At 58.4% G+C, this 22,756-nt stretch carries 17 protein-coding genes and 1 pseudogene; 10 read left to right on the top strand and 8 right to left on the bottom strand.

Annotated features, from left to right (window positions below):
* Nucleotides 1–283: 283 nt before the first annotated feature.
* The 8 genes and pseudogenes from BcanWU425_RS37815 to BcanWU425_RS32460 form a co-directional block, all read right to left on the bottom strand.
* Nucleotides 284–1,014 (bottom strand): annotated as a pseudogene (locus BcanWU425_RS37815) (outer membrane protein).
* A 217-nt stretch (nucleotides 1,015–1,231) separates the two neighbouring features.
* The gene (locus tag BcanWU425_RS32490; protein WP_231189093.1) at nucleotides 1,232–1,546 is read right to left on the bottom strand and encodes a hypothetical protein; all 315 of its coding nucleotides are present in this window, start codon (nucleotides 1,544–1,546) and stop codon (nucleotides 1,232–1,234) included.
* 637 nt (nucleotides 1,547–2,183) lie between these two features.
* Complete coding sequence (locus BcanWU425_RS32485) at nucleotides 2,184–2,528, bottom strand: hypothetical protein (protein WP_231189091.1); 345 nt, start codon at nucleotides 2,526–2,528, stop codon at nucleotides 2,184–2,186.
* 1,256 nt (nucleotides 2,529–3,784) lie between these two features.
* The gene (locus BcanWU425_RS32480) at nucleotides 3,785–4,813 is read right to left on the bottom strand and encodes an LLM class flavin-dependent oxidoreductase (RefSeq protein WP_231189090.1); all 1,029 of its coding nucleotides are present in this window, start codon (nucleotides 4,811–4,813) and stop codon (nucleotides 3,785–3,787) included.
* 217 nt (nucleotides 4,814–5,030) lie between these two features.
* Nucleotides 5,031–6,107 (bottom strand): histidinol-phosphate transaminase, encoded by a 1,077-nt coding sequence (gene hisC, locus BcanWU425_RS32475; RefSeq protein ID WP_231190946.1) that lies wholly within the window; start codon nucleotides 6,105–6,107, stop codon nucleotides 5,031–5,033.
* 674 nt (nucleotides 6,108–6,781) lie between these two features.
* Entirely contained in the window at nucleotides 6,782–7,894 is a 1,113-nt protein-coding gene (locus BcanWU425_RS32470; RefSeq protein ID WP_231189089.1) for a branched-chain amino acid ABC transporter substrate-binding protein, read from the bottom strand.
* A gap of 638 nt (nucleotides 7,895–8,532) precedes the next feature.
* Nucleotides 8,533–9,252 carry a MerR family transcriptional regulator gene (locus BcanWU425_RS32465; RefSeq protein WP_231189088.1) on the bottom strand — a complete coding sequence of 240 codons (720 nt, stop codon included), beginning with the start codon at nucleotides 9,250–9,252 and terminating at the stop codon, nucleotides 8,533–8,535.
* A gap of 1,056 nt (nucleotides 9,253–10,308) precedes the next feature.
* Entirely contained in the window at nucleotides 10,309–11,253 is a 945-nt protein-coding gene (locus BcanWU425_RS32460) for a LysR family transcriptional regulator (protein WP_231189087.1), read from the bottom strand.
* Nucleotides 11,254–11,718: 465 nt separating this feature from the next.
* Here BcanWU425_RS32460 and BcanWU425_RS32455 point away from each other — a divergent pair, with 465 nt between their 5' ends.
* The 10 genes from BcanWU425_RS32455 (at nucleotide 11,719) to BcanWU425_RS32410 (ending at nucleotide 22,207) form a co-directional block, all read left to right on the top strand.
* Nucleotides 11,719–12,111 (top strand): response regulator transcription factor, encoded by a 393-nt coding sequence (locus BcanWU425_RS32455; RefSeq protein ID WP_231189086.1) that lies wholly within the window; start codon nucleotides 11,719–11,721, stop codon nucleotides 12,109–12,111.
* Nucleotides 12,108–12,740 carry a NodA family N-acyltransferase gene (locus tag BcanWU425_RS32450; RefSeq protein ID WP_231189085.1) on the top strand — a complete coding sequence of 211 codons (633 nt, stop codon included), beginning with the start codon at nucleotides 12,108–12,110 and terminating at the stop codon, nucleotides 12,738–12,740. Before BcanWU425_RS32455 ends, BcanWU425_RS32450 begins: the two co-directional genes overlap by 4 nt.
* Nucleotides 12,737–13,396 carry a chitooligosaccharide deacetylase NodB gene (nodB, locus tag BcanWU425_RS32445; RefSeq protein WP_231189083.1) on the top strand — a complete coding sequence of 220 codons (660 nt, stop codon included), beginning with the start codon at nucleotides 12,737–12,739 and terminating at the stop codon, nucleotides 13,394–13,396. The genes BcanWU425_RS32450 and nodB overlap by 4 nt, the downstream gene beginning before the upstream one ends.
* Nucleotides 13,397–13,410: 14 nt before the next feature.
* Nucleotides 13,411–14,769 carry a chitooligosaccharide synthase NodC gene (nodC, locus tag BcanWU425_RS32440; RefSeq protein WP_231189082.1) on the top strand — a complete coding sequence of 453 codons (1,359 nt, stop codon included), beginning with the start codon at nucleotides 13,411–13,413 and terminating at the stop codon, nucleotides 14,767–14,769.
* A 23-nt stretch (nucleotides 14,770–14,792) separates the two neighbouring features.
* Nucleotides 14,793–15,422 (top strand): nodulation methyltransferase NodS, encoded by a 630-nt coding sequence (nodS, locus tag BcanWU425_RS32435; RefSeq protein ID WP_231189081.1) that lies wholly within the window; start codon nucleotides 14,793–14,795, stop codon nucleotides 15,420–15,422.
* A gap of 11 nt (nucleotides 15,423–15,433) precedes the next feature.
* The gene (gene nodU / locus BcanWU425_RS32430) at nucleotides 15,434–17,146 is read left to right on the top strand and encodes a nodulation protein NodU (protein ID WP_231189079.1); all 1,713 of its coding nucleotides are present in this window, start codon (nucleotides 15,434–15,436) and stop codon (nucleotides 17,144–17,146) included.
* Between the two features lie 4 nt (nucleotides 17,147–17,150).
* Nucleotides 17,151–18,065: a nodulation factor ABC transporter ATP-binding protein NodI gene (nodI, locus tag BcanWU425_RS32425; protein ID WP_231189077.1), complete on the top strand. Its 915-nt coding sequence runs from the start codon at nucleotides 17,151–17,153 to the stop codon at nucleotides 18,063–18,065.
* 3 nt (nucleotides 18,066–18,068) lie between these two features.
* Complete coding sequence (locus tag BcanWU425_RS32420) at nucleotides 18,069–18,857, top strand: ABC transporter permease (protein ID WP_231189075.1); 789 nt, start codon at nucleotides 18,069–18,071, stop codon at nucleotides 18,855–18,857.
* Nucleotides 18,858–19,054: 197 nt separating this feature from the next.
* A complete protein-coding gene (locus BcanWU425_RS32415) occupies nucleotides 19,055–21,067 on the top strand; it encodes a carbamoyltransferase family protein (RefSeq protein WP_231189073.1) in 2,013 nt (670 codons plus the stop codon).
* A 120-nt stretch (nucleotides 21,068–21,187) separates the two neighbouring features.
* A complete protein-coding gene (locus tag BcanWU425_RS32410; protein ID WP_166517534.1) occupies nucleotides 21,188–22,207 on the top strand; it encodes a nodulation protein NodZ in 1,020 nt (339 codons plus the stop codon).
* Nucleotides 22,208–22,756: the final 549 nt, after the last annotated feature.

Here is a 22,756-nt window from a genome sequence, read left to right as displayed (position 1 = left end):
CCTGTGAACCTGAGGTCGAGTGGACCCCAGAGCAAAAGAGGCCCGCTCAGCGCCACGTTGCCAAATCGAACAGCAGCTTCGGAAGGTACGGGCCTCATCTGCCGGGTTCGTCACCCTCGCGTAACTGAGGGGGGCGGAGATTGCGATGACTAGCGCAGGGGAACGGCTTTCTCAGCAAGCGCGGTCTCCCGGAATGCTGTGTGCCTCCTGTACACTAGGCCAACAGGTCAAAAAAAGCCCCGGCCATGGGCCGGGGCTTTCGATCAGCCGATTGAACGGTAGATCAATATTTGAGAAGAATCGGACGGCCGAACTTGTAATTGAGCCGTGCAGTCAAAAGATCCAAATCTTGGCGGACGCGGTCGACCCCACCAGCGGGCTCGGTGAAGCTGACCATGGCAGGCCGCATGAACAGGTGTGCGTACTCGGACCCAACCGACCGATTCGGTGCGAAGCCGTACTCGATACCGGCTGCCAACGCGCCGCCCCAAAGAACGTGCTTGCTTTCTCCACCCGGCTCGCCCGTCGTCCAGATGTTTCGAAACGTGTTGCTCGTCACCGCGGCGCCGCTTTGGCCTAAAGCAGTGCGTGGTCGAAGCCATAACCGATCTGCCCTTTACCAGGCCGATCGCATCAATCTTGGTCGGGTTGATATCCAAAAAAGCAGCGCTGGATTCCAGCCGGTCAAATCAGCCCAGTTCCCCTGGCCTTCAAGACCAAGCACGATCTGGCCCATCTGCCATCGATAGCCGATCTGGCCACCCACGCTTCCGCCGGTCGCATCATGACAGCCCTCAGGCTTGCCGCCATCGCAATCCCAGCAATTCGAGCTTGAGGCCAAGCCGCCGTTCATACCCACGTTGTAGCCGCTCCAGTCGTAGATTGCAGCCGCGACAGGCCCCGGAGCTTTGGTGTAGAGAGCTTGGCTGGCAGTCCAGTCAGATCTGCACCGAATGCCGGCGCCGCCGCGCCAAACGCCACAATGCTTCCAATCGCAAGCAACAAGTTCTTCATTTCAACTCTCTTGTCTTGGCGCCCCCAGCCTCGTGCGTCTTAACAACGTCGGTGAGAATTGCTGTAACTGCATCCTAACCTTAGCGCCTAATGGAATGTTCGAACCGAACGCTGGGTCAGGTTGCGGCTTTTCAGATCATCTCCAACGACGCCGCAGTGCTCACTCGCGTGCGAACACAGTGACGCTCAGGTGTGGACGAAAACCCGGCTGCTGATTTCAGCGGATGAAGCGCACCGCAAGCCAGATGACCCCCAGCCAAACCGCAACCGAGAAGAGCAAAGCGCTTTGCAGCGTCCTTGCGCGTATCCTGTGGCGCCACGTAAGGAGCTGCGATGAGCAACCGGTGAAGCGACGACCGCGTACAACAGCTATTACTTCATCGTAATCTGTGAACCGGAAGTGAGAGCGATGCTTGCGAATATACGCCAGCCGCTCGGTGGGTGAGAGGCACTGTGCCCACACCTCCCATGCCTCATTATCAAAACACGCGCTGTTTTCGATTACTTCGGCGAGGCGCTCGTCAGGCTTCATGATGCATCCGCTGTACTGACCATCGCAAGTAGAGTTCTAGGCAGGAAGCCGCACCTTCGAAACCTCTCAGTTTAGGTAGGCGAGTTCAGCAAATCGAACTGGGCAAGGAACTATTGGTCACGGTGAGCTCAACGTTGATCCTGATGCGAGATCAAAGCGACGTCGGGCGAGCGTTCTGGATCTCTCTTCTCTTAGCCTGACACAGCTCTGCAGATCACTTGCGGAGCAGTCCACACGCGGTGATCGTTGCAGGAAAGGAAACTCGTGATGGCGATCGATGTGGTCTGGTCAGAGTGGTGCACTTGTCTCGACGGCATCGTCCCACGCGCTGGCGCAACTGTCGTCACGCGCTGTTTGCGGGTTGGCAGGCTGCCAGCCGGCCGCATTGAAGTGCAAGGGGACCGCACTCATCCTCTGAGACCGAGGGCCGGAATTACGAGCGATGGTGCCGGAGAAGGTGCCGTAGCCATCTTTCCAGGCCTTGCCTACTGATGGAACAATCTGTGATGAGAAAGACGCTGCCTTACATGCATCGCTTGGCAGTCTCGAAAAAATGGAGGCGATGTCTTCTTGTCGCCGGTTTGAGTAGGTTAACCTAGCCCTTTCGCGGCAAGCGCTCGATGGAGCGGAGCAGGCGTCAATGCATCTTGCGATGAGCGCTGGAGATACCGATTTCGCTACGAGCATGCGGAGTGCGGTGCGGTTCGCTGGACATGAACATTTTCATTGCAGAGCCGAGCGATCTGTATGCGCGGTCGCGGGCCGCCTGCGGCAAATCGGGAGTTGCATCAATTGCAGCGCGCGCGTCGCCCACGATCTTGTCCTTTGCGGCAAGAAGCTTTGCGTCTAACATTATGTGAAGCGTCTCTCGAACATCAGGTGGGATCGAGCTGTCGCCGTCGATCATTTCTCTAAGTTTCCAAAACATACGCTCGACCGCTACCATCGACCCGAGGACTGACATCAGTCTTGGTGACATCATCGGCTATCTCCTTCTGCAGCCAGGTTCTGGCGCGCATCCCAGCGAAATCAGATTTGTTCCGTTTGACACCGGTGCGCGGGCCGAGGCCCGAACAGGCGAAATGACCTGGATACACTTGCCGCTGCTACGGGTGTGAGACGGACGTTCGAGTTATGATCAGGGAAACTCGCAACTGTGCGACTTGCGAGCAAAGCATCTCTCTTCCTATGCTCTAGGCCGTAAGCGTGCGGTGGCTCACGTTCAAAACCGAGATGGAGCGTGTGCGCCGCGTTCCATTTGCTACAAGACTTGCTGCAGCCGGGTGGAACGTTTGGTGGCACGCGTCCGTGCTCTTTCGTTTGTTCACTCGGATCCCTCTGTTGACAAGACCGAATCGACTGAGTGATCCCGGTCACGTAAAGATGGTCATCCGATGTGCAAGTGCTCGGGGCGCCGACGCGTTTTGTGATTGCGTAGGCCATCGAAATCGAGCCTCGCGGTCTTACGTCGGTGTGTTGGTCGTGCGCCACGTTCACCTCGACGAATCTCTTGATTGGCTGTCGCGTCGAGCCCAGAGGAGATACCAACGTGAACGCACAGATCATTTCCATGTGCCGCTTCCGTATCTTGATCCATTCTCTCTTACTGTCCTCGTCACTGCACGGCTATGCTGTGCAAACCGTGCATTTCACCCACCAGCGACCACCGCGTTTCTCCGCACGCAACTTGCCGCGGCGGATCCGAGAGAGCACGGCTTCGGGACTTATGTGATTCGTCGCCGCGAACCGCTGAACAGTGAGGTAGTCATCATCGAGAGGTGGCGGGGTGCTAATGCCGTGCCCAGCCAGCAGAATGCGCAGCGAAGCCAACTCCGCCAGCACGATCTCGAGCTTACGCGCGATCTCCTCCGTCCGGTCGGAGCGCCGCCGGCACTGCGTCACGACAGGCCCAACCGGGCGATAGGGCACACCCTGGAATTGTGTAAAATGCGATCGACGAACTGGCGCGCCAAAGCGGGATCAGCGTGAGCCAACTCACCTGTCCATGCCGGCCACTGTTCGGTCGATACCAACGCACGCAAAATTAGAGTCAGGGCATTTACTGCCGTTAAGCGCCCTGTTTGGTAATGTAGTCGAACGGATCGCATGCGCGTAATTGCCATTTGAACGATAAGAGCAGCCTGATCGATGCATTCGGCTGCGGTACTCACTGGCCTGGCTGTCGCCATTTATTGCCGGGTCAAGGGCGAACTTATTGGAACCGCTGTCGGGTCACCGTCAGCGATCTGCCGCTATGAGCTCGGAGTGAATGGCATTTGCGGTGTTGAGGCAGGCATCCAGTGACAGAGATCCGAAGGCGAGCTGGCAAAGGAGATAGTTGATGCCTGCCTCTTCGACCTGATCGAGAAGAGTTTGGCGCACCGAAGCGCGCGTTCCGACAACGCACAGTTCACTCTCAATTGCGGCATCCAAGGTCAGGGGCAGGTTGGACGGAGGCGGGATGTCATTGAGCTCGTACAGGAATTTAAAGCTTTTGAGCCATGTTTCGTAGGCGGGCGCGGCGAGGGAACGGGCCGCTGCTTCAGAGCTGGCAATCACGATCATGCGGAGCAACGCGAGAAATGGCGCTGAGCTGTTGGCGTCGCCCGTGACGTTTCGATTAGCGCGATAGACATCGGTGATCTTGCGAACGGCAGAAGAGGGGCCCATGCAGGCAAGATTGGCGCCATTTGCCGCCGCCCAGCGGGCGGATTCCGGCCGATTTGTTGCAATCCATGTCGGGGGACAAGGACGCTGGTGAGGTGAAAGCGTCAAAGGGACGTCGCTCAGCGCAAAATGCCGCCCTTCGTATGTGAGCGGGCCGCCATTCATCGCGCCAACGAAGATTTGAGAAGCTTCCTCGTAACGGCTCGAGGCGACATCGGCTCCAACGCCAAAATAGCTCAGTTCGATCGGCAGAGAGCCGCGACCAAGGCCGACCTCAACCCTGCCGCCGCTCAGGTGATCCAACATGCAGATCTCCTCGAATGCACGCAGCGGGTGATAGAGGTTGAGCAGCATGACCAAAGGACCGACGCGAAGTCGCCGTGTGCGTTGTATGACGCTTGACAGAAACAAATTCGGCGACGGACCCAGTCCATGTGGAGTGCAATGATGCTCCGCCAGATGATAGGCATAGAAACCGAGCCGGTCGTAGGCCTCCGCCAGGGTAAGGCGGTCAGCGTATTGCCGGGTGATATCGCGGCCGTCCTCGTCAAGATGGTCAAAGATGCCGCAGGTCAGGTTCGAGGGAACAACGTTTCTCACTCAGTTATCTCCTATATAGAGAGGACCGGAGTCCGCCGGGTTTCGGGAGTGCAAGAGGTGCTCGCTGGTAATGCGCTTTATTACTGCGAAGTCGTTCACAACGGGGCGTAATGCGGCGAATGGAGAAAAACTGACTCAGGGCTGCGTCGCGAAGCCGCATGATGTGTGGGACCGGATCGATTACGACGGAGATCTATGACATGAGTGGAAGGGACCACTAGCCACGACATCCCACTTTCCTAAGAATGCTGCCGACGGCCGCAAGAAACGCATCCATCTGGCGCTTTGTACCGATGCTAACCCGAATGCACTCTTCCAGGCCGGCATCCGGAAAGAAGGCAACAAGGACTCTCTGGTCTTGCAACGCCGCCTGCCACCATCTGCCACCCTGGCCTAACGGCACACGGGCGAGGAGGAAGTTCGCGTGCGAAGGCGTTACGCAGAATCCAACGTCTGCGAGGGCGGCCGTTACACGTTGACGCTCAAGCCTGACGTGGCGATGGTTCTCCTCATAGGCGTCCCGATGCGCAAGGATGCTCATGCCCACCGCGTGAGCGACCACATTCATGTTGAAAACGTTCTGGATGTTGCGAAGCCGCCCAATCAGCTCGGGATGGCCGAAACCGAAGCCCACGCGAATGCCAGCGGCCGAATAACTCTTGGAAAATGTGCGCAGGACCAGAAGATTCGAATGGCGCTCAACAAGGCGTAGGCCGTCCTCAGGTGCGAAATCGACGTAAGCTTCGTCCAATACGATCAATCGATCAGATCGTGTAACGAGGCGTTCGATCTCAGCGAGCGGAACAAAGGTTCCGGTCGGATTATTCGGATTGGCCAGCAGAATGAACTTGGCATGTTTAGCCGGACCGACAAGCAGCTGGTCCATCGGCAAGCAGTCAGGTGCAGACCAGGGAATTTCTATAAAGCGGGCCCCTTGCAACATGGCAAGCTTGAGATTGAAGGAAAAACCCGGCGACATCATTGCGACCTCGTCGCCCGGGGCAAGAAAGGCTCTGTAAATCAGGCTGAGGAGTTCAGACGATCCATTGCCAGCGATCACGCGATCAGTTGCAATGCCATACGCAGCTGCGGCCGCTTGCCTCAAGCTGAGATTGTCGTCTTCTGGGTAGCGGTATTGCAGCTCAAGAGCTGCAATTGCGCTTCGCATCACGATGTCTGGCAAAGGAAATGGGTTCTCATTCGTGTTCAGTTTCACGCAATTGTTGTCGGTGGTGGGACGCCCCGACGGTAGAGCATCCAGTTCGCGAGCCACCGGCGAGAGCGAGGAAAGCATAGTCTGCAACTTTGCATCCAAAGTGGTGTTCTCCCTTTTTGTCGACGAGAGTAGTTGAGGGCGTTCGGCGAGCCTACGTGGGTGCGTGCGCTTTGTTAGGACCCAAGAAGGGCGAGGCCTGCATGAATGTGAGTGTTGGGAGGCAGACCTGGCTCTAAGGGCCGTACCGGTTCAGACTCCGTCCCAAGGCCGGATAGCGATCAGCACGGATCAGGCGTCGCACGGCGTTTTCCGAACCAATACCTGTTTCCAGGAAAGAGATGGAAGGCCACGTCCCTCGACCGAACACCGCAGCTAACGATTGGCTCGAACCCGCGCAATCGGCAGAGGGAACGCGCGTGACTGACATCGTTTCAAGACGTACGTTCGTTCTAAAGAGGGCCTGACAGCTCACTCCCGAGAGCGAGGCGCGCATCAATTCCAATAGCTGGAAGAAGGCACGGATATTCGTCTGCCTTCCGAATGTGGAAGTGATGCTCATTGCAGTGGCACCAGACGAATGGGAACGTACTCTTCGGGCGGCCCTGCGGGCGCGCACGACAGCTTTGATAGCATTGCTGCGAGGGTGAGAAATGCTGCGACTGCGGCGATTGCGAGGCACGTGAGCAGCGCGTAATCGATATATCGAGGATGGTTCATCATTCGAACGCTCCGTACGGTGTTGGCACGGGCGGTCAGTTCTGCTCGACCGCTTCGACGGAATTGTCGCGCCAGCGGTAAACGATGAAGCCAGGGGCGGCATTGTCTCCCTTGGAGTCGAATCTAACAGTGCCAATAGCCGTGTCGATTGACTCGGAGCGGAGGGCCGCAGCGACTCGCATAGCATCGAAGGTGCCGGCCCGTTTGACGGAGTCGGCCCATGCTTGAACCGCGGCATAAGCGTAGAGCGTGTAACCTGCGGCGGTTAGGCTCGAACCCTTGAGCTTGGCGACCGCAGCTGCGCCTGCAGCATTCTTCGTCGGGTCCGGCATAAAGGTAAAGAGCGTGCCGTTCGCGGCCTCGCCGGCAATGGCCAAAAAGCCGGTGGTCATCAGCGGATCGTTGGCGATCACGGTCAGACGCGCGCCCGCCTCCGCGGCTTGACGCACGATCAGGCCGATCTCGTTGTAATAGCCGCCAATATAGACGAGCTGGATCCCCTCTCTCTTCAGTCGCGAAACGAGAGCGGTGTAATCCTTCTCGCCTGCAACATAGCTTTGTCGAACGGGATGCTCGCCGGCTGCACGAAGGCGCGATTCTACGATATCGGCGATACCCCTGCCTGCTGTGCTCTTGTCGTCGAGGACTGCGAGCTTTGCACCTTGGTGATGCCGCGCGATGTATTCGGCGGCAACTCTGCCTTGCTGGTCATCGCGGCCGCATATCCGAAACAGGGTCGTTAGGCCACGCTCTGTCAGACGGGGATTGGTGGACCCAGGTGAAATCTGAATTACCTCGGCTTCGGCGTATATGTCTGAAGCCGGAATCGACGAAGATGAACAGAAGTGACCAACGACGAGCTTGATTCCGTCAGTTGTCAGGCGATTGGCAACAGCGACAGCCTGCTTGGGATCGCATGCGTCGTCGGCGATTCTCAATATGAGCCTTGTGTCAGGCAGCAGACCCGAAGCATTTATCGAATCCACAGCTGCGGCCGCTCCATCGCGTATCTGCGCGCCGAGCGCCGCAGTGCTTCCCGTCATCGGATCCGCTATGGCAATGTAAACATCTTTTGCCCTGGCGCTCGAGCTCAGGGCCACGGAAAGGAGCGCAGCAGCTGCAAGCCTGTGAATGCGAAGGATCGTCATACATGACTCCCGGTGTCTCGCGAGACGACTTGGTCTGCTTCGCCATTCTGGTATGACGCGGCGGCCAACAATGATGTTTGGATTGAACTCAGGTTGCGTACGAATAGGGTCAGGTTGTTGCCAGGTTGGGCCATAAGCTTCGGGCGGGCACGGACGAGCAGACGTTCCGACACTGGTCAAGAGAAGCGGTCGTCTAGGGGCTGACAGGACCAATATCGAACATTCTGCTGATACCCGGTAGATTCGCCAGTCTCCCGTGCTCGACAGGCGTGTGCCGAGGAGGCGCTTGGAAGGCGCGCACGACCATCCATCGACTTGTTCTCGTCGAGAACTCTCACCGAGAACTTCCGAAACTAATGCCGATCATTGGAGTCTCCCTCGGTTTAACCGGCGCTCTGTCTGTCGCCCCGTCGCTGCGTCGATGCTTTAGAAGGTACAATGTGACGCTACGTACGAATCAAGTACTTCGAAGCGTGCTCGTTGAGGTTGATTGCCAAGATCGACAGAGCGAAAGACCCAACCGACAACGCAGAGTCCGAGGCGACTGCTAGGGACGAACCATCCGCGGTCAGACAGGATCACCATCACCTCATGCGGTTTAGAGACATTTCAGTAATAGGGCGTCGCGACGGGTGCGCTCAACTCATTCCCAGCTGGTCCTCCAGCGCGGCGAGGGCGAGATCGAGGTATCGCATGAGGCTTGCATCCCAGCCGGCGAGATTGTGTGGTTCGGTCAATCGCGTCAGCACCTTAAGTATCATCGAGACAGTCGAATCAACTCCTGCGATCTCAGTCAGCAGCGAACGAGCCTGACCCGCGATTGCATTTGCCCGCTCGCAGCACGGAGGCTCACCCCGGTCCATGCAGCTCCGCAGCTCGTCCCGAATCTTTCGCCACCGATCTTCGCGGCTCGCGTTAGAGGCGCACGTGCAGATGGCAGAGGGGGTACGCTCCTCAATCCGCGACATGGCATCTAGCGTCGCCGGCAGCTCGTCGACACTGACTTCTGTCTCACCTTGCGTCGTCATAGTGCGCAACCGATCCCGTAATAATGTCGCGCGCGCGACTTGAAGCTCAATCCGCTCCAGATGGTTTCGCAACAGGTCCGTGAGAGATGTCCGCCCCTCGATCGCCTTGCGGATTTCAGGAAGCGAGAAGCCGAGCTCACGTAGAGCGCGAATCTGGGAGACGCGTTGTAGGCTTTCCCGATCGTACATGCGGTGACCGCCACAGGTACGTTCCGACACCGTCAATAACCCGGTATGTTCGTAATGATGCAGAGTGCGTACGGTTACACCGGTCGCCTCTGCAAGTTCTCCAATGCGCCATCGGCGCCGTCGTGGTATCGCGTTTGTCATGATCCTCAATTTGCAAGCCTACAACCTGACGTCACGTGAGAATCAAGCTATTTCAATGATCTAGATGATGCGTCTCTTGCTGCAGGCTCCAGAAGGTTAGAGTGCATGCCGGTGCTCAAGCGGCCTAGACAAGTGCAAGCATCAAGTGCGCGAGCGACGCCAATTCGTCCCTCGCTGCGCGTTGCATCACCAGTCTGGCGATCGCTACGCGATTCTCGCTGGTTCGCATGCATGACGGTAAAGACGCGATCGCTTGATCGAACAGCCTTCCCAAGCTCGCGAGATCATCCGGATCGTAGACTCCGCTCGGCGTTTCCAACAGAAACCTCCTTTGGTGATTGCACTCGCGCCGCACGTGACGAAGCCGTTTGGCTGTGGTGGGGCAAAAAGGAGACGGAGCGGCGACGTGCGTGAAAGAATGTGACAGGTGCGTCCACGTGATGCCGTTGTGCAACCTGGCGTTTGCTTCCTCTGCCCGACAGTGGGCTAACCCAAAGTGTGCAATGTCTCCTGATCCTGCAGCAGCGGTGGCTATTCTGCGGCCTGATCATCAGGAAAGCGAAAGCATGTGCGTGACAGCCCGCTGAGACACGGCCTCCCGAAACGGCGAACCCAGACACAGCACTGATCTCATCGGATGGCTCTCTTTCAGTCGCAATCCTTCGTGACGTCTATCACCTCGGCGCGCGCTGCGGTTGATTGGGTTGATCATCGCGGATCAGTCGCACCACCAGTCGTGGCGCGGTGGCGGGCTTGGCGCCTATCAGCTTTTTCGATCGTCCGCTAGTCCTGTTGTGGCACTGTGGGCTCAAAGGCGTTGCTCGCGTGATCGCTGCCCAGGTTTTGAGTGCTGGAGATGACGGCTGCTCTTCAACGGCGCAGGTCCGCCGCCGTGAACGTCGGGAGAATGACGGAAGGCGAGCTCAAGACCATTCCTGAAGGCATCATCTCAACGCAGGTGCCCCTCAAGCGTCTGGCAAAACGTTGCTCGCAATTAAGGACCGGGTCTCGAACGATCGTGCCATATCCGTTGCATGTGGCGGCACTCAAACGCGTCTAGGACGGGCCGTGACATTGGCTGATCTCGGACGGAGAGACCATCGTGGATGCCTGCTGCCAGAATATGTTGCGCAACCACATGCTTGCAGGATCAGTATTATGAATGGCGGGCCATTGGACGGCCTCTGTGAATGTGAGAAGTCGCAGGGGAGGTTCGACAACCCGCAGCGGCATCGTCTGTGCGAAATGGGTGACCAATCTTGAGGGCATGCTCGCTATACGGTTGGTGCCCAATAACATAGGCGGAATCATGCCAAAACCCTGCACCGCGACCTCGGTGCGTATCTTGAAACCATGCTCGAGCAAGAGCCATTCGTGGAAGGAGGGCCTCAGGGACCGCCCGAACTGGGCTTCCACGTGCCCGATCGAGATGTATTTCTCGAACGTGAGACGCGAAGCGAGCTGCTTGTTCATGGGGCAGCCCACGCAGACGAAAGTGTCCTCGAACAGAGCCGCCTTCGGATGCGCGCTCGACATAAACATCTGCGGATACATGAGAAAATCGACTTCACCGCGCCGGAGAAGCTCATCAGGTTCCTCTGCGGGCGGCAGCAACTCGAAGCTGATTGTTGGTGCTTCCCGCGCGACGCGGTCCACGACCCCTCGAAGAAACACGACAGTCATGAAGTCGGACAGGATGATCCTAAATCGCCGATTCGATTGAGACGGATCGAAGCCGTCTGGAGAAATAATGGAGTGCTGAATGTGAGCGAGAGCCTCGCGAATCGGGGCTGCGAGCGCTTCAGCCCGCGGCGTTGGGACAAGCTTCCGCCCCTTCATGGTGAATAGCTCATCGCGAAAGTAAGTGCGAAGCCGCGCGACGGCGGCACTCATGGCAGGTTGACTGAGGTTGATGCTTCTTGCCGCCGTAGTGAGATTGCCTTGCGTCACCAGGGCGTCGAACGCGACGAGAAGATTCAGATCAAGGCCCTTGAAACGCATAATCCGGAACGATCCACGCTGTGAATGTGTTCTATCGATATAATCGATTTTACCATTTGTACCGAATGAGGATAGCAAACGATAGTTTAGCGAGATGTCAGATCCATCAGAATGGTTACAAATCGTTGCGCGTCTCAGCCCAGCGCTAGGTATCAATCAAGACGTCTCGATCGAGCGGTCGCAGTTTCGCGCGTGTTGCGCAAGCCATATCGCCGTGAGCTAGAACGATCGGAATCCGCAAAATTGCGTGGGCGTATACGACGAGCAAACCATCGTATGGCTTCGCCAACCCATTCTATATCCACGGTGTACCGCCGTAGAATTGAGCGAGCCCTCAACCAGGCCGTAGATTGCCGTCCGGTCGCACCCCTCCGGTTGCGGGTGCCAAATGTGCCTTGGTCGCATCCGATTGGATTGCGTCCTTGCGACGGTGAAATCGTGCGGAACATGCAAGCGAAGGCGTCCTTGGCGAATCTGATGAAAGTTGCGCACACGCGCGATGTGGTCGCGATTGTGAATGCAGATCAGTCAGTGCGTGAAGATCTGACGGATATGGTGTTTTCCGCAGGTTACGTGCCTGAACCATTCGAGACCGCAGAGGGGTTCTCGAAATCAGACCGCCGTTCGATCACGTCGTGCTTGATCGCGGACATGCACTCGAGCGCGATGAGTGGCCTCGAGCTCTTCGATCATCTGGTTGCATCCCGAGGCGCGATTCCCACCGTTCTGCTCACAGGCCATTCCGAACACGATGTGAGGCGAGGCCCTGGACTCCAGTTCATGAGCAAGCCTTTCGAAGGTAGCGAACTGCTGGCCTGCGTCAGGAGCCAGATAGCGAACAGGAATGACGCCCTATGAACATGATCGTGCCCGAATCCACACGAGGTGTTTCGGCGCGCCCTCCAGTCCGTTGGAGGTTGTGCTGGGAGAATGACCTTGAACTTGCTGACCATATTGAATTATCCGACTTCTTCCGGAAGACCTATGGTCCGACCGGGGAATTCAATGCAAAGCCCTTTGAAGGTCATCGAAGCTGGGCCGGCGCAAGGCCTGAAATTCGGGCAATCGGCTACGATGATCGTGGCGTTGCGATTCACATCGCGGCACTACGCCGCTTCATAAAAATTGGTCAGACCGATCTGCTCGTGGCTGAACTCGGATTGTACGGGGTTCGCCCGGATCTGGAGGGGCTTGGAATAACCCACTCGATCCGAGTGATGTATCCCGTATTGCGAGATCTTGGCGTGCCGTTCGGCTTTGGCACGGTCCGAGCTGCCCTGCAGAAACATATTACCAGGCTGCTCGGGCGACAGGGATTGGCGACTATTCTGCCAGGGCTCCGCGTCCGGTCCGCTCGTCCGGACATCTACCTCACTGTGCCTCCGACGCGTGTGGAGGACGTGGTCGGCCTCGTTCTGCCGATTGCGAGACCCATGAGCGAATGGCCGGCGGGTGACACGATCGAACGGAACGGGCCAGAACTGTGAAGTCCACAAACGACGCGACTGAAGCGCGGAGCGACTACCCCGATGCCGGCGGAGAGCCTTGCGTCTATCTGAGCTTTGATGATGGTCCCAACCCGCTTTGCACGCCGGCTATCCTGGATGTTCTGGCGCAGCATCGGACGCCCGCCACCTTCTGCGTGATCGGTGCATACGCGGCGGCCCAGCCGCAGCTGATCCAGCGCATCATTGCAGAAGGGCACGAGGTCGCAAACCACACAATGACGCACCCGGACTTGGCCAAATGCATAGCGGATGAGGTGGAATACGAGATCCTCACGACGAATAAGGTCATCGGAATGGCCTGCCCCGGGGCCTCTGTGCGGCACATGCGTGCGCCGTACGGGATCTGGAGCAAGGAGGCCTTCGCTGTGTCGGCGAAGGCCGAACTGGCAGCCCTGCACTGGTCAGTCGACCCGCAAGACTGGTCGCGTCCCGGCGTCGAGGCGATTGTTGCCGCGGTGCTGGCCTCGGTCCAGCCGGGCGCAATCGTGCTCCTGCACGACGGATGCCCTCCCGACGAGTTGGGACGCTGCCCTCATACTGGTCGGCGCGACCAGACCGTGACGGCGCTCGCCCAACTCATTCCAGCACTGCATGACCGTGGATTTGCAATCCGGTCGCTTCCTCAACCTCACTGAATAGATCGATTCCCATGAGCCTGCTTGCCACCATCAGCACCGCTGCTGTTGCCTCCTACGCGTTGCTCTCCAGCGTCCACAAGAGCGCGCAGGCGCTTTATGCGCTGCGAAGCGACGCTCCACTGCCGCCGTACGACCGGGTCGACGCCGATGCTCTGCCCAGCGTCGATGTCATCGTGCCCTGTTTCAACGAGGACCCGCGCACGCTGGCGGCCTGCCTGAAGTCTATCGCAAGTCAGGATTACCCAGGGCGATTGCAGGTCTACGTGGTCGACGACGGCTCGGCAAATGTCGGCGCAGTGGCCGCGGTCCACGCGAGCTACGCGTATGACCCGAGATTCACCATCATTCTGCTGCCAAGCAATGTTGGAAAACGCAAGGCGCAGATCGCAGCGATTCGCCGCTCATTCGGCGATCTCGTGCTCAACGTTGACTCCGACACGGAAATCGACAGCGACGTGGTCAGCAAGCTCGTGCGCAAGATGCAGGATCCAGCCGTCGGCGCGGCCATGGGCCAATTGAAGGCCAGCAACCGAAACGACAGCTGGCTGACCCGATTGATCGACATGGAGTACTGGTTGGCTTGCAACGAGGAGCGCGCGGCGCAGACGCGGTTTGGTGCCGTCATGTGCTGCTGTGGGCCGTGCGCCATGTACCGGCGCTCCGCGCTGCTGTTGCTGCTCGAGCAATACGAGACGCAGTTCTTCCGGGGAAAACCCAGCGACTTCGGTGAGGACCGTCATCTGACCATCCTCATGCTCAAGGCAGGGTTCCGAACGGAGTACGTTCCGGACGCCATCGCCGCCACGGTGGTACCGGACACGCTCTTGCCGTATCTGCGCCAACAGCTCCGCTGGGCGCGCAGCACCTACCGCGACACCCTGCTCGGTTTGCACCTGCTGCCCAGCCTCGACCGGTACCTCACGCTGGACGTGGTTGGACAGAACCTCGGCCCGCTGCTGCTCGCCATCTCATCGATTGCCGCGCTCGCTCAGCTCGCGCTCACGGGCACCGTGCCCTGGTGGACCGGTCTGACCATCGTCGCGATGACCCTGATTCGATGCAGCGTGGCAGCCCTGCGCGCCGGCGAGCTTCGATTTATCGGCTTCTCGCTGCACACCCCGATCAACATCTTCCTCCTGCTCCCGATGAAAGCCTATGCGCTCTGTACCTTGAGCAACAGCGATTGGCTCTCGCGCAAAATAGCGAAATCACCAGACGTTGATGAATCGAAGGGCTCGACCGAAGACGCGACAACTGGACCAAGCCTTAACCCCGGATCGGAAATGCCTGGCGCGATTCGCAGGGCAGGTCTTTCGCGCGCCCCATCGCAGCTGATCGCGCCGGATGGCATTGCGGCCGAGACTGAGTGAGCAGCTTTGTAGGAGATTAGGTCGTGAACGTGCACCAGACATATCAATCGTTGGAACGGGAGCTGTCTAATGAGGATCCGTGGCGGCTCGACGACAATCCGTTCGAACGTGAGCGTCACACCCAATTGCTGCGGCTGTCGCTGTCGAACAGCGCCGTCTCAAATGGCCTCGAAATCGGGTGCGCGGCCGGTGCGTTTACAGAGAAGCTTGCTCCTCACTGCAAACGGCTCACGGTCATCGATGTTATGCCGCGAGCGATCGGTCGAGCGGTCCAGCGGACCAAGAGGTGGTCGCATATCAGCTGGGCGGCGACTGACATTCTGCAGTTCTCGGCCGCAGAGCTGTTCGATCTGATCGTGGTCGCCGAAGTTCTCTATTATCTCGAAGACATGACACAAATGCGTACTGCAGTCGACAACATGGTCAAGATGCTTGCTCCGGGTGGGCATCTGGTCTTCGGATCTGCACGTGATGCGACCTGCAAGCGATGGGGGCATGTCGCTGGCGCCGAGACGGTCATCTCGATTCTGACTGAAGCGCTCATTGAGGTCGAACGCGTGCAGTGCCAGGGGCAGTCGGCTGACGAAGACTGCCTTTTGGTCCGCTTTCGGAATCCGGAGCCATCTTCGATCCCACCCAACGGCCGAGGCTGAGAGGAGCCACTATGCGTATCTGCGGTATCAAGTTGACGCATGACGGGGCCGTCGCTCTGATTGAAGACGGGCGAGTGGTGTTCTGCGTCGAGCAGGAGAAGCTGAACAATAATCCTCGTTATCAAACCATCGACAACCTGGATTCCGTTGTTAGCGCCCTGGCGGAGCACGGGCTTGATCCGAGCGATGTCGATCAGTTCGTCATTGATGGCTGGGATGGAGAGTTCGAATCCCAGTTTGAAGTCCTTAGTGGGACGACGACCGTCAAGCTCAAGGGCGCACCGTATATCGAACGCCAAGGCGATAGCCCCCTCGCGTCCCGCGATCGCATCGGCCTTATGCTTGATGGGAAACTATATCCCTATCAAAGTTATCCGCATGTCACCGGGCACGTAGCATCCGCATACTGCACCAGCTCGTTCGCCAAATCCGCACAATCTGCTTTCTGCTTGGTGTGGGACGGCTGCATGTTTCCGCGCCTCTACTATGTCGAGCCGCACGGCATCCGGTTCATCGAGTGCCTGTTTCCGATGATAGGCCACGCCTATGCGACCGCAGGACATCACTTCGGACCTTACAGGCGGGCAGACCGGACCAGCTGGGATCTCGGCATCGCCGGCAAGCTGATGGCCTATATCGCAATGGGAGCTCCCGACGAGGAGATTATTGCGACGTTTCAGGAGCTTTACCAGGCGCACTTTGCCACGGATGCTGAGGGCGCTTGTCATGAGCTTGCACAGATCAACAGCTCACTATCACCACTTGAAGCTCTGCACGACTTCTTCGATGCGTGCGCACTGCGATTGAAGGCCAAGCAGGCCGAAGACATCCTTGCGTCATTTCACGTCTTTCTAGAGCGCCTGCTGGTTCGCACAATTGCTGATGTTGTGCAGCGACATTCGGATCTTGCGGGGGTGCGTAACCTCTGCATAGCCGGCGGCTGTGGCCTGAATATCAAGTGGAATAGTGCATTTCGCGCGACCGGCCTGTTCGATGACGTGTGGGTGCCGCCCTTTCCGAACGACAGCGGCTCAGCGATCGGTGCTGCTTGCTCTGCACTGGCGGCACAGCAAGGCTTTAGAGCTCTGGAATGGACGGTCTACAGTGGACCGGCCGTTCGTCCCAGCGAAGTCCCGCCCGGATGGGACGGCGCGCCCTGCACTATGGGCGAACTTGCGGCAATACTCGCGAGTGACAAGCCCGTGATCTTCCTTGCCGGGCGTGCCGAGCTCGGACCACGTGCGTTGGGTGGCAGAAGCATTCTCGCGGCTGCGAGCTGGGAGGGAATGAAAGATCATCTCAACGACGTCAAGCTTCGTGAGCATTTCAGGCCGGTAGCGCCGATATGCCTGGAGGATCGTGCGGCGGAGATTTTTAGCCCCGGAATAGCCGATCCGTACATGCTGTTCGATCACCAGACGCGACCGGAATGGCGGGACAAAATTCCCGCCGTCGTGCATCTCGATGGATCTGCTCGCCTACAGACGGTTTCCAGAACATCTCAGCATAAAGTGGTCGAGCTTCTCATCGCGTACGAGAAGCTCACAGCCATTCCGCTGCTTTGCAATACCAGCGCCAATCTGCATGGACGCGGCTTTTTCCCGGATGCTGCCGCCGCGTGCCAGTGGGGACGCGTCGATCACGTGTGGTGTGACGGCCTGCTTTGGACGAAAAAGCACGCGACCAAGGACGCGGTGCGAACAACGTCCGTCGCGATCGCGTAAGCAAATGTCAAGCCCGGCAATCGACCTTTTCGAGGTGAGTAAGTCCTACAAGGACCGGACGGTCGTGGACGCTCTTTCGTTTACGGTCTCGCCAGGAGAGTGCTTCGGTCTGCTGGGACCAAACGGCGCGGGTAAAAGCACGCTTGCGCGTTTGATCCTCGGTGTTGCATCGCCCGACGCAGGTAAGATCTACGTGCTTGGCGAGCCGGTGCCGGCACGTGCGCCGTTGGCGCGTCGGGGCATCGGGGTTGTCCCACAGTTCGATAACCTCGATCTTCAGCTCACCGTGCGCGAAAACTTGCTCGTATTCGGTCGCTACTTCGGCATGAGCGCGACCGAGGTCAAAGCGGTGACGCCGTCACTGCTCGAATTCGCTCGCTTGGAGAACAAGGCGGACGCGCGCGTCGCCGAACTGTCCGGCGGCATGAAGCGGCGACTGACGCTGGCACGTGCCCTCATTAACGACCCGCAGCTCTTGGTGCTTGACGAGCCGACGACTGGCCTCGATCCGCACGGCCGGCACCTCATCTGGGAACGCTTGCGCTGGCTATTAGCGCGCGGCAAAACGATTCTTCTCACCACCCATTTCATGGAAGAGGCGGAGCGATTGTGCGACCGCCTGTGCGTGCTTGAGCACGGCGGCAAGATCGCCGAAGGGCAGCCTCATGCTCTGATCGAGCAGCAGATCGGGTGTCAGGTGATCGAGATTTACGGTGGTAACCCGCATGAGTTGCTGCCGCTGGTCAGAACCCAAGTGCAGCACGCTGAGGTGAGCGGGGAGACGCTGTTTTGCTATGCCGCGGATCCCGAGCAGGTGCGTCGCCGGCTTGCCAACCGTCCGGATCTCCGTCTTCTGCAGCGACCTCCAAATCTGGAGGATGTCTTCTTGCGGCTAACCGGGCGAGAGATGAAGGACTGAACGATGTGGCAACGTTTTGCGCCCGCGCTCCCTGCTAATCCATGGAACTGGATCGCGGTATGGCGCCGCAACTTTCTGGTCTGGCGGAAAGTCGCTCTGGCATCGATTCTTGGGAATCTGGCCGAGCCGATGAGCTCTCTGTTCGGTCTTGGCTTTGGCCTCGGAATGATCGTAGGTGGCGTTGAGGGAACTTCATACATTGCGTTTCTGGCGGCTGGCATGGTCGCCACAAGCGCAATGGTCTCCTCAACCTTTGAAACCATCTATGGGGCTTACGCTCGCATGCAGACAGGTTGCACGTGGGAGGCGGTGCTCTGTACGCCTCTCACGCTCGGCGACATTGTTCTAGGTGAAGTGGCATGGGCAGCAAGCAAGGCCTTGCTCGCCGGGACCGCGATCACGATTGTTGCCGTCGCGCTGGGGTATGCAGAGTGGTCGTCCATTCCCTATGCGTTACCGGCCATCGCCCTCACTGGCGTTGCTTTCGCGAGCCTCGCAATGGTCGTTTCCGCTCTTGCACCGAGCCACGACTATTTCATCTTCTACCAATCCCTTATCCTCACGCCCATGATGTATTTGAGCGGGGCGATCTTCCCAATCAGCCAGCTGCCAGGTTCATTTCAACGCATCGCGGCCTTGTTGCCCCTGACACATTCGGTCGATCTCATTCGTCCAGCAATGCTCGGTCGGCCGGTCGACAGCGTCGGTTTGCATGTGGGCACACTGTGCATCTACGCAGCCATTCCCTTCATCGTCTCAGCTGCGCTGCTTCGGCAACGCCTGATGCGGTGAGAGGAACAAGACCTAAAGCGAAGCGTCGCGCGTGCGAGATCAGACACGGACGTAACGAACTTTCGGTTCGCGGCCGACGCTTATACGAGCCTCGTTTCGTTGGCGATGCCTGCGGCCCCGCGGCGACGTGCAGCCTACTCGCCAAGCAAGCGATATGAAATAGGCCAACAGGCCTCTCAAAATGAACGGAGAACAAGATGCTGTGTCTAGGATTGAGTGGCGGGCTTGACAGGGTCTATGAAAACCCGCTGCAACTACCGAACACGTTTCTGCACGACGGCGCCGCGGTGCTCGTCAAGGACGGTCGCGTGATCGCCGCCGTTGAAGAGGAGCGCCTCAACCGCATCAAACATTCGAACAAGCTCCCGAGCAGTGCGATTGAATACTGTCTAGCAGCCGCGGGTGTGGAGCTTCGCGACGTCGATCGTATTGCGTTCTACGCGACTGAAGCCTACTGCAATTCGATGCTCGAACGGTTGTTCATCTCACAACCTGAGATCTCAATTCCGCTGGATGCGAATCTCCTGTTGCGGCACCTTCTCGCGGCAGAGTTCGGTACCCAAGTTGACCCTTCGCGGGTGTCATTCGTAGGCCATCATCAGGCCCATGCCGTAAGCGCTTTGGCAATGTCCGGTTTTGAAGAAAGCCTGGTTCTCGCGATCGACGGCTGTGGCGACTTCCTCTCGGGTCTGTTGGCGGTGGGGTCGGGCACCGAAATGACCGAGCTCATGACGTTTCCAGAGACCAACTCTCTCGGACTGTTCTATCTGGAAACGATCCGATACCTCGGCTACGGCCTGTTCGACGAATATAAGGTCATGGGATTGGCTCCTTATGGAGATCCCGCTCGCTATCGCGAGCTTTTCTCCCAATTTTATGAGCTCTCCCCCAACGGTGCCTACCGCGTTCACCTCGACCGTATCGGCCCGGCATTGCTGCGCAATATCGAGGTCCGGCGAAAGGGAATGCCGTTCACGCAACAACACCGAGATGTGAGCGCTTCATTGCAGGAGGCGCTGGAGCGGATCGTCTTTCACATTCTTCGGCATTATCGTGAGCAGACCGGAATGAAACGGTTGTGCCTGGCTGGCGGGGTAGCCCACAACTGCACGCTAAACGGAAAACTGCTGTACTCAGGGCTATTCGAAGAGATTTTTGTGCAGCCGGCCTCGCATGATGCCGGATGCGCATTGGGTGCGGCGCTGATGGTGTCGAAGGAGGCCGGGCAGGCTCCGCCCCGCGAACGACTACAGGCGGTTTATTGGGGGCCCGATGTCGGCAGCGACGACAGCATTGAACAGGAACTGAAGGGATGGGCCGGACACCTCGAGATTGAACGGACCGCTGACGTCGCAGCCAGAGCAGCCGAGTGGATCGCTGATGGCGCTGTGATCGGGTGGGTACAGGGCCGGTCCGAGTTCGGCCCTCGTGCGCTCGGCAACCGCAGCATTCTTGCGGACCCGAGGCCCGCGGCAAACAAGGACCGGATCAATGCGATGGTCAAGAAGCGCGAGAGTTATCGACCGTTCGCGCCATCGGTTCTCGAGGAGGATGCGGGCGCGTTCTTTGAGTTGCCGGATGGTCGCGCAGAATATCCCTTCATGAATTTCGTCGTGCGCGTGCGCGAATCCATGCGTGCATTGCTGGGCGCGATCACGCATATCGATGGTACGGCTCGGCTGCAAACGGTGTCCCGCACGAGCAATGCCGCCTATTGGGAACTTATCAATGCGTTCAAAGCTCGAACGGGCGTCCCGATTCTGCTCAATACGTCGTTCAACAACAATGCCGAACCGATCGTAGATTCCGTTGCCGATGCGATTACGGCGTTTTTGTCGACCGAGCTGGATGGCCTTGTGGTCGGGTCATTCCTCATCAAGAAGCGGGCAACAACGCTCGAAAATTGGACCGCACTCGCTGTATCACTGCCGCCCCATGTATCTCTTTACCGGGTTCGCGCTCATGCGGGCCTAGACCGCCAGGAGACAATCTGCGAGATCCGCATGGGTCACTCCAGCCATGACAGCGTACGCGTCTCGCATGACCTGTTCGACATGCTGATGCAAATCGAGAAGGAAGCTGTTCTGGCCGATCTTCTCGCCAGGGTCACCTCTGACAGGACCAGGCGCGAAGCTCTCCTGAACGAACTGCGCGGGCTGTGGGATCAGCGTCGTATTCGGCTGCATCCGTCACAGACTGGGCCGTCGTAAAAGGTGCGTAATGTGACACCTCTAGCATGACCTGCCAATCGCAGTGCCGTGCAGGATGAGTTTGCGGGTTGGGTGACTTGCGTCCAGGTGACCAGCGCCCGGCGTAGATCGGCATCGCGGATGAGTTGGTGCGCCACACTCGCGCAACGAGAAGGGTTTGATAACGTGACGAAGGAACGCTTTGTTGTTTCTCGGAGGCGCACCGGCTTTGGTGATTGCCTCTGGTCGTTGGCATCAGCCTGGTCGTACGCGCAGCGGACCGGGCGAACGCTCGTTATTGACTGGCGCGGTTCCTGTTATGTCGACCAACCCTTCAGCAATGCCTTTCCGGTGTTCTTCGAGCCGGTTGAGGAGATCGCTGGCGTGCCGGTGATTTGCGATGACAGGCTCAACCAGCTCTCGTTTCCCGGCCCGTTCTTCCCGCCGTGGTGGAATAGGCCATCGATCGACTGTATCAATCGTCCGGACGAGCAGATCTTCCGAGAACGTGACGAACTGACTGAGCTGTTCCAAGCAGGAGACGATAACGAGGCCAACACCATTGTCTGTGACGCTTGCCTGATGTGGCGTTGTGGTGAGGAAGCCGAACGACTGATCTTCCGAAACATCAAACTCAGGTCTGAGATTCGAGCGCGGATCGAGGACTTGTATGAGCAACACTTTAACGGCCATAGTATCATCGGCGTTCATGTTCGGCACGGCAATGGCGAAGATATCATGGGGCATGCTCCGTACTGGGCCGATTCGGAGCTCGCTCTTCGTCAGGTCTGCATGGCAATCCGTAAAGCCATGGCTTTGCCATATCCAAAGCCTGTTAAGATCTTCCTGTGCACGGATAGCGCACAGGTGCTCGATCACATATCGGGTCTGTTTCCCGATATCTTCGCCGTACCAAAACGGTTCCAGGCCGATCTGGCAGGGCCCTTGCATAGTGCGGAAATGGGAATTGAAGGTGGAGCTTCCGCGCTCATCGACATGTATCTTCTTGCGCGATGCGCCACCGTGATCCGCTTTCCCCCCACCAGCGCCTTTACGCGCTATGCCCGTCTGCTCGTGCCACGCATTATTGAATTCGATCTGAGCAATCCCGAGCAGTTGACCCTGGTCGATAATCCATACGAGCATTTCGCGGCTTCATGAGGTGCCGCGAATCTGAACCTGAGCAATCGTCGCCTAGATCGTCGGCCTGATACTGCTGGCTTCCACAGCATCGGGTTTCGCAACGTCCGCAGCTGAGGGCTGACCGACGCACTGCCGGGATGCAGTGGTACAGCGAATGCCCGGCGAAGCGTAGGCGAATGCCGGCGAGCTCGGCGGCCTTGTCCCGGGATACGTCGGACCGCGACGTGTAAGTCGACTGGCCGGAGAAAAGGTTAGGGTCCCGGCATCGCCGGGCCGAAACCGCCATCGGTGGCCACGCGGTGAAGAGCACGGTAATGGTGGCCCGGGCAGCCGAGGAATCTGACGTAGCAGACGGTCACGTCAGAATGTCCCAGCAGCAAGGACGCGCGTCAGGTAGACGTATCGCCGTTTCTGCGTTAATCCCATCGCGGTCAGCTCGTCTTCTGGACGACGGCCTTGTTCATGCGCTGGTTGCGAAATACTTTCGACCGCAGCTGATCAAGGGCACGAGCCCCAGCCCATCGATGTCGAACCAGAGCCGCATCTGCGGCGGCGCGTCCAACCGAG

Origin of the sequence: Bradyrhizobium sp. WU425 (genome assembly GCF_021052305.1) — a bacterium.
GTDB lineage: Bacteria > Pseudomonadota > Alphaproteobacteria > Rhizobiales > Xanthobacteraceae > Bradyrhizobium > Bradyrhizobium canariense_D.
The sequence above is the reverse complement of the archived record's forward strand: the minus strand, read 5'-3'. Positions and strand labels throughout refer to the sequence as shown.